Here is a 13,334-nt window from a genome sequence, read left to right as displayed (position 1 = left end):
CTATTTTACAGCTTAACGGAATTATCCCGATTTTCCCGGGCGGCACACTGCCGCTGCGCAGCCTCAACCAAATTTACCAAAAGCATCGCCCGCGTCATGGGGCCCACACCGCCCGGATTGGGAGTCAGCCATCCGGCGGTTTCCCATACGCCGGGATCCACATCCCCCGCAATCTTCGCTTTTCCGCCCGCGGTACTTTCTCTGCGCGTAATGCCCACATCAAACACAACGGCACCCGGTTTAACCATCTTCGCGCCGATCAGACCTGGCACACCCGCCGCCGCAACCACTACGTCGGCACGTGCGGTATGCGCGGCCAAATCGCGCGTACCCCTGTGACAGCATTCAACGGTTGCGTTTATGTCGTGACGCTGCAGCAGGAGCGTCAGCGGCCGGCCCACGGTACGTCCGCGTCCGACCACGCACACGTTCTTTCCGTTCCAGTCCAGTCCGCAGCGCAGTGCGAGCTCCACGATTCCGCGCGGCGTGCACGGCACAGGAAAATCCTGCCTGTGATCCACGTCCAAAACCAGACGCCCCAGATTCACGGGGTGCAGCCCGTCCGCATCTTTTTCCGGATCGACGGCAGACAAAACCGCTTCTTCGTCTATGTGCTCCGGCAGCGGAAGCTGCACGATAAACCCCGTGCAGGCCGGATTGCGGTTCAGCTGCGCAACCGCTTCGGTTATCTGTTCCAAAGAGGAAGACTGCGGCAGACGCACCTGCAAAGACTCAATACCCACTTCACGGCAGTCGCGGTGCTTCCCGCGCACGTAAACCTCGGACGCGGGATCCGCGCCCACCAGCACAGTGCCCAAACCGGGAGTAATTCCGCGCGCGCGTAAAGCCGCCACGCGCTCTTTCAGCTCCGATTTAATCTGTGCGGCAACGGCTTTTCCGTCCAACTTCCGGGCTGTCATTATGCTTCGGGGTACTTTCCTGAAATTCAGTGTGTCTGATCCAAACCGGGGTAAAGCGGGAAAGCCTGCGTAAGGCCTGCCACACGCCTGCGCAGGGCGGGAATATCGGCAGAGTCTCCGTCGCGCAGTGCCACCGCGATAATATCGGCGACTTCCTCAAACTGCCGGGCACCGAAACCGCGCGTAGCCAAGGCAGGTGTGCCGATACGCAGACCGGAAGTTACTGCCGGGGGACGCGGATCAAAAGGCACGGCATTGCGGTTGACGGTAATTCCGATCCGGTGCAGCAGATCCTCGCCCTGTTTTCCGTCCAGCCGGCTGTGGCGCAAATCCACCAGCACCAAATGCACATCCGTGCCGCCGGAGACAACCGTGAGACCGGTGCGCGCCACATCCTGCTGCTGCAGCCGGTCGGCAATAATTGCCGCTCCCTGCAGCGTACGCACCTGCCGGTCTTTAAATTCCGGTGTCATTGCGGCTTTCATCGCCACTGCTTTTGCCGCAATCACGTGCATCAGCGGACCGCCCTGCTGGCCCGGGAAAACAGCCGAATTCAGCTTCCTGCCCAGGGGCTGCTCATGACGGGCAAGAATCATCCCCGAACGCGGGCCGCCGACGGTTTTGTGAATCGTGGTTGTGACCACATCGGCATAGGGAATCGGGCTCGGATGCAGACCGGCCGCCACGAGTCCCGCGAAATGGGCCATATCCACCCACAGGTATGCGCCCACCTCATCGGCAATCGCGCGGAAAGCCGCAAAATCTATCCGCCGCGGATATGCCGACCAGCCCGCAATAATCATCCGCGGTTTTGTTTCCAGTGCCTTTTTGCGCACCTCGTCCATATCTATCAGATAGTTTTCCGGTGAGACGCCGTAAGAAACGGCATGGTAAACCCTGCCCGAAAAGTTTATTTTCATCCCGTGCGTAAGATGTCCGCCGTGCGCCAGTTCCAGTCCGAGCACAGTGTCGCCCGGACTCATCAGCGCGTGATAAACAGCGGCATTTGCCTGCGCACCCGAGTGCGGCTGCACATTTACGTATTCCGCGCCGAAAACTTTCTTTGCCCGTTCGCAGGCGAGATTTTCCACCACATCAACATGTTCGCATCCGCCGTAATAGCGCCGCCCCGGGTATCCCTCGGCATATTTGTTCGTCAGCACCGATCCCTGCGCCTGCAGCACGGCCCGCGGCACAAAATTTTCCGAAGCAATCATCTCCAGAGTGTTGCGCTGCCGCTCCAATTCCGCATCCAGCACCGCAGCCACCTCAGGATCAAAGTCAGCAAGTGCCTGATTCAGTAAATCCGCCATTGATCTCCTCTTTCATCTACACATCCGGTCATATTCTACCGCAAATGACTGCCCGGCAACCATTTCTCCTATACTGTTCCCATGAATGAAAAACTCATTTTAACCATGTCCTGCCCGGATCGGCCGGGAATTGTATATGCCGTCACCGGACTTCTCGCATCGGTCGGCGGAAACATCCTGGAATCGCGGCAGTACAACGACACCGCCGAAAAACGTTTCTTTATCCGCATCGAAGCCGATGTTCCCGGCGGACGGGGCACGATTGAAAACGCTTTGACGCAGCTGGCGCGCAATTACCGGATGACGCTGCGCATCGGAGTCCCGGCACGGCCGATGCGCACGGTTATCATGGTTTCGAAAGAGGCCCACTGCGTTTCGGATCTGCTGGCAAAAACACGCGAAAACCGTCTTCCCCTTGAAATTGCCGCCGTCGTGGGAAATCACGGCACGCTCAGAGAACTTGCCGAATTTTACGGCGCCGACTTTATTCATATCCCGGTTACTGCCGAAACAAAGGCCCGGGCCGAGGAACAGCTGCTGCAAACCGTGTCCGAAAGAAAAGCGGAACTGATAGTGCTTGCGCGCTATATGCAGATTCTCTCGCCGCAGCTGTGCGAAAAAATGGCCGGAAACATCATCAATATCCATCATTCTTTTCTGCCCTCGTTTAAGGGGGCACGCCCCTATACACAGGCATATGAACGCGGGGTAAAACTTATCGGGGCAACCGCCCATTACGTAACCCCAGACCTGGACGAGGGACCGATTATCGAACAGGACGTTGTCCGCGTAACGCATGCGGACACCCCGCATACCCTGGCCGCCAAAGGTGCCGAAGTGGAACGGACGGTACTCTCCCGGGCCGTGCGCTGGCACGCCGAACACCGCATTATTCCCAACGGGTCACGCACGGTTGTTTTCTCCTGAAACGCTGCAAAAACGCTCTGTTTCCTCTGTGCCGCCGTTTACCGGGGCGGCTTTCCGGTTTATTTCCCCTCCCGAAACGGCGGCACGGGAAATAAAATAGGGCGGCTGTCTGCGCAGACAGCCGCCCTATTTTGAAACACAGGCAGGTGTTTACTTAATCAGTCCGAGCGCACGCACGGCTTCCAGTTCTTCCTGCGCCGCTTTCACATTACGCTCAATGCCCACGCGCGTTGCCGCCGAGATTTCCAGACCGTCCACGATCTTCCACTGTCCGCCTTCGGAAACACACGGGAAACCGTAAATCAGACCTTCCGGCACACCATAATGCGAGCCGTCCGACCAGACTCCGGCAGTGACCCAGTCGTCTTTCGGAGTTCCGTTTACCCAATCGTAAACATGGTCAATTGCGGCAGAAGCGGCAGAAGCGGCCGACGAAGCGCCGCGGGCCTCAATAATGGCCGCACCGCGCTTGGCCACCGTCGGCACAAAATAATCGTTCAGCCAGGCATCGTCCACGAGCTGCGGGGCGGGCTTCCCGGAAACGGTTGCCCACGTAATGTCGGGATACTGGTCTGCGGAGTGATTGCCCCAAACCACCGCTTTGCGGATATCCGTTACGTGCGCGCCGGTTTTCTCCGCAAGCTGGGAGATGGCGCGGTTGTGGTCGAGACGCATCATTGCCGTGAACCGCTCCTTGGGTACGTCCGGCGCGGCGTGGGCGGCAATCACGGCATTTGTGTTGGCCGGATTTCCCACCACGAGCACGCGGATGTCATCCGCCGCATGATCGTTGATCGCCTTTCCCTGCGGGCCGAAAATTCCCCCGTTTGCCGCCAGCAGATCGGCACGCTCCATGCCTTTCTTCCGCGGACGGGAACCGACGAGCAGCGCCACGTTCGCACCTTCGAACGCACGGTTTGCGTCATCAAAAATATTTATCGATTCCAAAAGCGGAAATGCGCAGTCGTTCAGCTCCATTGCCGTTCCCTTGGCAGCCGCAATCGCCGGCGGAATCTCCAGCAGATTCAGCCGTACGGGAACATCCGCTCCCAGCAGCGCACCGGAGGCAATCCGGAAAAGAAGTGCGTAACCAATGTTTCCGGCAGCTCCCGTCACGGTAACGGTAACCGGCTTTTTCAACTCTGCCATATCTTTCAACTCCTAAGTTGTTTTTGCGGCATGCACTGGCGCACACCGCGCTTCGTTTTTACTGTACCTGTCTTCCCTTGCCGCATTGCGTGACCTAAGGCGCAAAACGGCCGGGACAAATTCCGAAACCTACAGATCCTGCCGGAAGCGTCGGTAATATTCAATCAGGCCGCGCGTGGAGCAGTCCTGTTTGGCAATCTCCCCCGCGTCTCCCGCCACGGCCGCCGTGAGCCGGTTTGCCATCTGTTTGCCCAGTTCCACACCCCACTGGTCATAGGAATCAATACCCCATACCGCGCCCTGCACAAAAGTAATATGCTCATACAGCGCAATCAGCTGCCCGAGAACGGACGGCGTCAGGGCCGGGGCCATAATCGAAACAGTCGGCCTGTTGCCCGGAAACACCCGTGCGCTGACCAGCTCTTCCGGTGTCCCTTCGGCACGTACTTCCTCTGCCGTCTTTCCGAATGCGAGAGCCTTCGTCTGCCCGAAAAAATTCCCCAGGAACAGCTCGTGCTGGTCGCGCCCGCCGTCCTTCAGCGGGAATGCGGGCGTGGCAAAAGCGATAAAGTCTGCGGGAATGAGCTGCGTCCCCTGATGAATCAGCTGATAAAACGCGTGCTGCCCGTTTGTGCCCGGCTCTCCCCAAAACACTTCTCCGGTATCGACGGTTACGTCGCTGCCGTCCCAGCGCACACGCTTTCCGTTCGATTCCATCGTCAGCTGCTGCAGATACGCGGGGAACCGGTGCAGATACTGCGAATAAGGCAAAACCGCGTGCGTGGCGGCACCGCGGAAATTGCGGTAAAACACATTCAGCATTCCCATCAGCAGCGGCAGATTCCGGTGTGCCGGCGCGGTTCTGAAATGGGTATCCATCGCATGGAACCCGGCCAGGAAATCGGAGAAACCGCGCGGACCGACGGCGATCGCAAGCGACATCCCCACCGCCGAATCCACGGAATACCTGCCTCCCACCCAGGACCAGAAACCGAAGGCGTTTTGCGGGTCAATTCCAAACTCCGCAACTTTCTCCAGGGCAGTGGAAACGGCGATGAAATGTTTTGCCACCGCACCCTCTGCGGAAATCCCCTGCGCCCGGAGGGAATCGCACAGCCACCTGCGCGCGGCGCGCGCATTGGTCAGCGTTTCCAAAGTCGTAAACGTCTTGGAGGCCACAATAAACAGCACGGTCTGCGGATCCACGTCTTTCAGTGTTTCCCCGATATCCGTCGGGTCGATATTGGAAATAAAACGGCATTCCAAACCCTTTTGCACATACGGACGCAGCGCCTCATAAGCCATCACCGGCCCCAGATCGGAGCCGCCGATCCCGATATTCACGATCGTGGTCAGCGGCCTGCCGGTAACTCCCGTCCACTGTCCGCTGCGCACGCGGTCGGCGAAAGCATACATTTTTTTCAGTACCCGGTGTACCTGCGCAACTACGTCTTCACCGTCCACAACCAGTTCATCCGTGCTCGGGCGGCGCAAAGCCGTGTGCAGCACGGAGCGGTTTTCCGTCACGTTGATCCGCTCACCGTTAAACATCGCGTCGCGGCGGGAAAACACCCCGACTTCCTCCGCAAGGCGCACCAATTCGTCTTTCAGCGAATCCGTGAGATAGGTTTTGGAAAGGTCGGCATACAAATCTCCGGCCGTGTAGGAATACTTTTCCGCACGCCGGGCGTCTTCGGCGAACCATCTGCGGAAATCCACATCCAGGGAATCACTGATCTGTGAAATCTTCGACCAGGCACGGGTTTTGGTCGGATCAACCGGCTGCATCATTTTCTCTCCTGCAATCTGTGAACAATACGGTATTCATTGTACCCAATTTTCCCCCGTTTTACGCGGACGCAGAGAACTTTTCCGAAGAAAAATCCCCGAAAAACAAAAGAAAACGGAAAATGAATACTTTCGGGAAAAAATATCGTAGAATCAATAGGGATGCACCGATGTGTATCAAATCACCGTTACCAGGTTAGGAAAGACTGTGACGACTATCGATTCCCGCAATGCGGCGCAGGTATGTAAAGACGCCCCGGAAGAATCAGAAGAACCCCGGGACGCCGAAATAAAGATCGGCGTTATAACTTCCGGCGGAGACGCGCAGGGGATGAACGCGGTAGTCCGCGCCGCCGTACGCACGGCACTGCATGAAGGGGCGCAGGCTTACGCAATCTGCGAGGGATGGAAAGGCGCGGTGGAAGGAGGCGCCCTGATCAAAAAGATGGATTGGGGCGACGTCTCCGGGATACTGAACCTGGGCGGAACGGCAATCGGCACCGCACGGTGCAGTGAATTCAGGGAACGTGCGGGCATCAAAAAAGCCGTGAAAAATTTGGTTTCGGCAGGTATAGACCGCCTTGTGATCGTCGGCGGGGACGGAACGCTCTCCGGGGCCGACGAACTGCGCGAACTGTGGCCCGAACTGCTTTCCGAACTTGAAGACGAAGGGGAAGTCTCCCCCGCGCGCGCAAAACAGCACCGCAAACTCCGTATTTCCGGCGTGGTGGGATCCATCGACAACGATCTCGTCGGCACGGATATGACGGTCGGCGCCGATTCGGCACTGCACAGAATAATCGAAGCCATCGACGCCATCGCGTCCACCGCGGCCTCCCACCAGCGCACCTTTGTGATTGAGGTGATGGGCAGACGCTGCGGCTATCTGGCTTTGATGAGCGCGATTGCCGGCGGCTGCGATTATGTGTTTATCCCCGAAATGCCCCCCGAAGACGGATGGGAAGACACCCTGTGCGAAAAGCTGCGTCTGGGCAGGGCACACGGACGGCGCGATTCTCTCGTAATCGTGGCCGAGGGGGCAATCGACCGCCACGGGAAAAAGATTACGGCACAGTACGTACAGCAGGTTCTGTCCGACAAGCTCGCCGAAGACGTACGTCTGACGGCTTTGGGGCATGTGCAGCGCGGCGGCACGCCTTCGGCCTACGACCGCTGGATGACCACTCTCCTGGGTTACACGGCGGCCCACGAGGTAATCCACGCCTCCCAGAAAGCCGAACCGATAATCGTGGGAACCAGACGGAACCGAATCGTGCGTCTGCCGATGATGGAAACGATTAAGAGCACACGCAGGGTAAAGGAATATCTGAATACGGGCGACTGGGATGCCGCCACCGCTTCCCGCGGACGGGGATACCGGGAGATGATCGACATCTTCGAGACGCTTTCGGCTCCTTTGCCGAAAGAAAATTCCGTTTTTGAAAAATCCCCGCGCGTCGGAATTATACACGCCGGCGGGCTGGCCCCCGGAATGAACCCCGCCGCACGGGCCGCCGTAAAGCTCGGATTGGACAGCGGATTTACGATGCTTGGCATCGAAGGCGGATTCCCCGGTCTGATGGCGGGAAAAATCCGCGAACTGCACTGGGGAGACGTTGAAGGATGGGCGGAAGACGGCGGTGCCGGCCTGGGCACAAGACGCACCATTCCCACCGTCGACGGCTACTATGCGCTCTCGCGGGCAATGGAGGAGGCGCACCTGGACGCACTGCTGCTCATCGGCGGATTCCAGGCGTACAAGGCCGCCTACGGACTCTACTGCGAGCGCGACCGCTATCCCGCGTTTAAAATTCCGATGATTCTTGTTCCCGCATCGATCGACAACAATCTCCCGGGATCGGAGATTTCCATCGGCGCGGATACCGCGCTCAACAACAACACTGCCGTGCTGGACAAAATCCGGCAGAGTGCCTCGGCTTCGCAGCGCTGCTTCGTGACCGAAACCATGGGACGGAAAAACGGTTATCTGGCCCTGATGAGCGCACTGTCGGCAGGCGCGGAGCAGGTATATCTGTACGAAAAAGGGATTACGCTGGCACAGCTGACAGCCGACACGCAGCGGATGGTGAAGGCATTCGAAAAGGGACGCAATCTCTATCTGGTGGTCCGCAACGAAGATGCCTCACAGTACTACACCACGGATTTCCTGCGCAGGATCTTTGAAGAGGAAAGCGGAGGGCTGTTTGATGTACGCGCCTCAATCCTCGGGCATATGCAGCAGGGCGGCAACCCCACTCCGTTTGACCGCACACTGGCCGTACGCATGGTTTCCAAGGCCGTCGACTGTCTGCGCGAAGCCCTGCGCAGCGGGGAAAACACCGCTGTGCACGTCGGCCAGCACGGGGGAAAGATCGATTCTTTCCCGCTCGCGCACATGACGGAATTAATCGACATGGACAACCGGCTCCCCTACGATCCGTGGTGGATGGGCCTAACCGATGTGCTGTATGTGCTCTCCGATCCGGGATTTGCCAAACAGGTGGGAGTTCTGCCGATTGTGATCAACGACGGTGAATAACAAATAACCGCCGGGGTTACAGCGGCTGGCGTCCGGTTCCTGCAACCTTCACAAACACGCGGTCGATCCGGCGTCCGTCCATCAGCTTTACGGTGAAACGCACGTCTTCGGTTTCCACCGTGTCTCCCACTTTGGGCATTCTGCCCAATTCGTTGATAATAAACCCCGCCAGCGTGTCAAAAGGGCCGTCGGGCAGATCGATTCCGAGATACTTGTGTACTTCTGCACGGCCGAGCAGACCGGAGACTTCTCCCCCGGTGGTGATTTCCACTTTCACGGGAAGCTCGCGGTCGTACTCGTCGCGGATTTCCCCCACAAATTCTTCCACCACGTCTTCAATCGTGATCAGGCCGTCCGTTCCCCCGTATTCGTCCACAACCACCGCGATATGGGCATTTTTGGCCCGCATTTCGCTCAGCGCGGCAAGCACGGGCTTTCCCTCGGGAAAAAACAAAACGGGACGCACCAGCTCGCGCACGGAACGCAGTTTCGGGTCGGGCATAATTAAGTCGCGGATATGAATAAATCCGATAATGTCGTCGTCGTTTGAGTTGTCGCGCACCGGGTAGCGCGAATGCTGCATGGTATTTACCTGCGACTGCACATCGGAAATCAGGTCTCCGGCATCCAGGAATTCCACTTCGGTACGCGGCGTCATTACCTCTTCCACCGAACGCGAACCGACAGAGAGCAGTTCGACCACCATCTTTCGTTCCGTTTCCGGAATTGCCTCATAACCGGCAACATAGCTGCGCAGTTCCTCGGTATCCATTTCTTCCCGTCTGGCATGCGGATCGCGTCCCAAAATCCGCAGCACGGCATTCGTGGACGCGCCCAAGAACCAAATAACCGGGCGCAGCAGAGCAGTAATCGCGCTGAGCGGATAGACAACTGCGGAGGCAAAACTTTCCGCACTCTGCATTGCCAGACGTTTCGGCACCAGTTCCCCGAACACAACCGACAGATAGGAAATCGCAACCGTGGTAAGAATAAAAGAAGCCGCACCCGCTCCGTGCCCGAACACGCCGTGCAGCGCGGGTACCAGCAACGGCGCAATCTGCGCGGCACCGAAGGAAGCGGAGAAAAAACCCGCAAGCGTCACACCCACCTGCACGGCCGATAAAAATCTGTTGGAATCCGAGGTAAGAAGACGAATTTTCTGCCCCGAACGGGATTTTTCCGCCATGGATTCAATCTGCGTATCGCGCAGGGAAACAAGCGCCATCTCCGAGGCGGCAAAAAACGACCCGACCAGCGTAAAAATAATTACGCACAAGATATTCAGCACCAGCGGACTCAACTTAACATTATCCTTTTTCTTTATCTGCGGATTCCCCACTGCCCCAAATAGAGCAGAAGCAGAATCAAAACCGATAATATTGTAACGTCAATTTTCAGGGAACGGACGCGGGGGACGAGGTTCCGCCCCGGAATTATCCGGCAAATCAGCTGTACGGCCAGTCCCGCGGCCAAAAACCACGCCGCATATTTCACATTTGTCAGCAGACCAAGCACGCAGGCCGCGCACAAAACGCCGGCAAGGAAAACGTAATAGAGAAACGGAGGAAACGCTTTCATGGCTCACTTTCTTCTTCCGCGGTTTTTTCCGCGTCTGTTTTCCGCCGGCGGCGCAGCACAGACGGCAATTTCGGTTTTATTTTCCCCGGCCGGAGCCACTTCGGACACCGCGTTCCCAAAGTTTTGAGGCATACGGGATGAGCCGCCACAGATGCGAGCAAAAACGGAAGGACGGCGAACACAAAGAATACTCCCACACACAGAGCCGAATTTACCCCTACATTTCCCATTCTGCCGGGACCTATCGCACCCCGGGCAACACATCCCAAAACACCCACGCAAAGCGCACACAGCACTCCGCCGAGCGCAGCGGATTCCGCCTCCGCGCGCAGCGATACGGCCGAAGGGCGGCGGAAGGAGAAAAATAATCCGAGAAGGAAGAAGAAAACGGGAGGGATAAACACCAAAGACCACAGATTTGAATGATCCGCGGGAATCAGGGCAAAAACGGGAATCCCCGGCAGCAGACCTATATTTTGGGCAAATACGGACGAGCTTGCCCCGCCGACGGCAATTCCCGCACCCAAAATCCAGGCTCCGGCCGATATCAGCAGATCAGGCAGATACAGCAGCTGCAGCAATATCAGTCCCACGGAACCGAAAATTCCCTGGCGGTATAAACCGTGCAGCGCATACACTGCCCCAAAATGGGTAAACAGCGCAAGCAGCAGCGTAAACAGACACAGGATCCAAAACCCGCGGAGCAGACGGCGGCAGGTTAAAAGCGCCCGCGGGAGAGATGAAAAACGCAGATACGGTCCGATCAGATTTTTCCAACCGCAGCAGAACACAACACCCGCGCCGATCAGTGCGGCTCCGATGGGCGCCGTCCACCACGGTCCGCCAATGCGTGACGCAGCCCCCGCCACACCCACGCAGAAAGCGGAAACAGCGGCGGCAAACACAACGTCCGCCCATGATCTGATTTCCGTTTTCCGCAGTTTCGCGGCAAGGAAAAAGACAAACAGAAAAGTGAGCGTGCCGGGCATCAGCGACAGACAGCCCGTCCCCACACGGACTGTTCCGCCAAAGAGCGTCATCCAAAAAGAAACCGCAAACCGGGCGGCATCGTCCCATTTGATTTTACCCAGCAGAGGCGAGGAAGCGGTTAGGGAATACGCAAACAGCGACACCAGCAGTACGGCGAGCAGAGTAAAGAAAAGAGTCTGCACAACTGCGATTCCCACACGCAGGCCGGGTCTTTGCCGAAAAATCTGTATTTCTGCCATTTTTATAGACTACCAATTTTCGCTGTCTGTTACTGTAGCGCCGCTGTCCGATGTTTCATTTTCCGGATTTGACTTTTGCTTTTGTTTTCTGCGCGGTCAGTTCCTTTGCCATCGCGAGCACCGATTCGTGAATCAGCCTGCCCAGCATATTTGCGCCTTTGACGGAAGTATGCGTCTGGTCCACCTGCAGCAGTGCGGGATTCGCACCCGCCGCCGAATGCCAGTCTATTATTCTCACATTGGCATATCCGCGCGCAATTTCCTCCAGTTTTTCGTTTGAGGAGTCCACGAATCCGGAAGGGGAATACAGATTCTGCAGCAGAATCATTCTGTTTCTTCCAAGTGCCCGAATAACTTTATGCACATCCTGCGGATCGGTGATTCCCGCGTTGGTGCCGTATCCGATCACAGCCACACGCCCCACTTTTCCTTCCCGCAGGGCTTGGGCAACTATTTTGGGAGCCGCTTTCCACTGCAAACACGGCTTCGCAATAATTTTCACTCCCGGCATTGCCCATTCCAAACCGGTCCGTCCCGCACTGTATATCGAATCCCCGATCACCGTAATTTCTTCATTTTTCGGCACGGAAGTATCCAGATTTTCCGACAGCTGCCGGTAATTCGGCGCCGGCTGCGCGGCTTTCCGCGTTTTTCCGATCTCCGGTTTGTCTGCTTTTTCAATCAGAATCTGGGTTTTTGTTTTCGCAGGCGCGCACACAACGGCGGTTGCGGTCAGCGCAAATAAAACAACACAGACACAGAGTATGATTTTGCGCGGATAAGACAGCGGATTTTCTTTCAAAAACACTGCCGCGCACTGCCTGAATCCCCGCCTGCGCACCGGCGTTTCCACAAACCGGTAAGACAGTTCGCAAATCAGAACCGTAAGGGCAAGAGCCAAAACACTGCGCACCCAATATCCGCCGGAACCGACGGCAACGGGGAAAGCAGCCGCGGCAAGCACCAGAACCGGCCAATGCCACAGATACAGCCCGTAAGAGCGTGTGCCTGCCCATCTGAGCGGAGCCGACTCACAGATTTTCGTCAGAAAAGAATTTCCGTCCGCAACCGCAGCCAACAAAATTGCGGCACTCACCGTAAAAAACTGAATTCCCCCACGGTAAGCGAATGCTCCGCGGTCCGGGAGAAACAAAAATCCCACTGCGGTTACGGCCAGTGCCGCCGAACCAAAATACATCCTGTAAGGCAGAGCGGAGAAAAACCCGCCGCGGGAACGCAGACTGAGGAAGGCAAGCACAACTCCGAGTGCCAAACCGAATAAATGGGTGTCTGTGCCGTAATAGACGCGCGTGGCATTTTCCCCGTTCCAGAAAAAACCCATTGCCAGCATAGACAGACCGGCCAATACCGCAACGGCGGCAATGCGCACGCGTGCCCGCAGGCCGAGAGTCAGGAGCAGGAGGAGCAGCAGCGGCCAGATGAGGTAAAACTGTTCTTCTATCGCAAGCGACCAGAAATTTTTAAAGAGGAGTGGGGCTGTGGTATCAAAATACGAAGTCCCGTGCGCTATTTCCAGCCAGTTTGTGGAAAACGTGAGCGCACCGAGAACCTGCCTGCCGATTCCCACCAGCAAATCCGTGCTGAGTACCGCAGCCAAAGGCACAACAGTCAGAATCAGCACCGTGAAAGCGGGCACCAGACGCCGCAGGCGGCGAATCCAGAAACCGCAAAAATCAATTTTGCCGTTTGCCTTTAACTCGCGCAGCAAAAGTGTTGTAATCAGAAAGCCGGAAAGCACAAAGAAAATATCCACGCCCAAAAATCCGCCGGGAAAGACGTTCGGGGCAAAGTGATAAAGTATCACCGCGGCTACGGCGAATGCCCGCAGACCGTCCAAACCGGGAATGTATTTATGCTGTTTCATCAACCT

Annotated in this window: 10 protein-coding genes; 2 read left to right on the top strand and 8 right to left on the bottom strand. The window is 57.1% G+C overall.

Going from position 1 to position 13,334, the window contains the following annotated elements; genetic code table 11:
• Positions 1-5 precede the first annotated feature (5 nt).
• Entirely contained in the window at positions 6-920 is a 915-nt protein-coding gene (locus HMPREF1631_RS04120; RefSeq protein ID WP_052047056.1) for a bifunctional methylenetetrahydrofolate dehydrogenase/methenyltetrahydrofolate cyclohydrolase, read from the bottom strand.
• Positions 921-946: 26 nt separating this feature from the next.
• On the bottom strand, positions 947-2,233 hold the full coding sequence (gene glyA, locus HMPREF1631_RS04115; protein ID WP_034232654.1) for a serine hydroxymethyltransferase: 1,287 nt from the start codon (positions 2,231-2,233) through the stop codon (positions 947-949).
• Between the two features lie 81 nt (positions 2,234-2,314).
• On the opposite strand from glyA, the gene purU reads away from it, so the two are divergent.
• Positions 2,315-3,160 (top strand): formyltetrahydrofolate deformylase, encoded by an 846-nt coding sequence (gene purU / locus HMPREF1631_RS04110; RefSeq protein WP_034232652.1) that lies wholly within the window; start codon positions 2,315-2,317, stop codon positions 3,158-3,160.
• A gap of 150 nt (positions 3,161-3,310) precedes the next feature.
• Here the strand turns inward: purU and HMPREF1631_RS04105 are convergent, their stop codons facing one another.
• Together HMPREF1631_RS04105 and pgi are read right to left on the bottom strand one after the other, a co-directional pair.
• Positions 3,311-4,309, bottom strand: coding sequence for a malate dehydrogenase (locus tag HMPREF1631_RS04105; RefSeq protein WP_198017366.1), 999 nt, complete (start codon positions 4,307-4,309; stop codon positions 3,311-3,313).
• Between the two features lie 129 nt (positions 4,310-4,438).
• Positions 4,439-6,100, bottom strand: a complete 1,662-nt coding sequence (gene pgi, locus HMPREF1631_RS04100; RefSeq protein ID WP_034232650.1) for a glucose-6-phosphate isomerase — start codon at positions 6,098-6,100, stop codon at positions 4,439-4,441.
• Positions 6,101-6,314: 214 nt separating this feature from the next.
• Here pgi and HMPREF1631_RS04095 point away from each other — a divergent pair, with 214 nt between their 5' ends.
• A complete protein-coding gene (locus HMPREF1631_RS04095) occupies positions 6,315-8,636 on the top strand; it encodes a 6-phosphofructokinase (protein WP_052047076.1) in 2,322 nt (773 codons plus the stop codon).
• Between the two features lie 16 nt (positions 8,637-8,652).
• Here the strand turns inward: HMPREF1631_RS04095 and HMPREF1631_RS04090 are convergent, their stop codons facing one another.
• Genes HMPREF1631_RS04090 through HMPREF1631_RS04075 form a run of 4 tightly spaced genes read right to left on the bottom strand, consistent with a single transcriptional unit; the run spans position 8,653 to position 13,328 of the window.
• Entirely contained in the window at positions 8,653-9,936 is a 1,284-nt protein-coding gene (locus HMPREF1631_RS04090) for a hemolysin family protein (protein WP_034232861.1), read from the bottom strand.
• A gap of 20 nt (positions 9,937-9,956) precedes the next feature.
• Complete coding sequence (locus HMPREF1631_RS04085; RefSeq protein ID WP_034232648.1) at positions 9,957-10,214, bottom strand: hypothetical protein; 258 nt, start codon at positions 10,212-10,214, stop codon at positions 9,957-9,959.
• Positions 10,211-11,443: a DUF6350 family protein gene (locus HMPREF1631_RS04080; RefSeq protein ID WP_034232646.1), complete on the bottom strand. Its 1,233-nt coding sequence runs from the start codon at positions 11,441-11,443 to the stop codon at positions 10,211-10,213. The genes HMPREF1631_RS04085 and HMPREF1631_RS04080 overlap by 4 nt, the downstream gene beginning before the upstream one ends.
• A 55-nt stretch (positions 11,444-11,498) precedes the next feature.
• Complete coding sequence (locus tag HMPREF1631_RS04075) at positions 11,499-13,328, bottom strand: acyltransferase family protein (protein ID WP_052047055.1); 1,830 nt, start codon at positions 13,326-13,328, stop codon at positions 11,499-11,501.
• Between the last annotated feature and the right edge of the window lie 6 nt (positions 13,329-13,334).

This window comes from Arcanobacterium sp. S3PF19 (assembly GCF_000758825.1).
In the GTDB taxonomy this organism is placed as follows: Bacteria; Actinomycetota; Actinomycetes; order Actinomycetales; family Actinomycetaceae; genus Arcanobacterium_A.
Note: the sequence above shows the minus strand (reverse complement) of the source record. Positions and strands in the feature narration are given on the sequence as shown.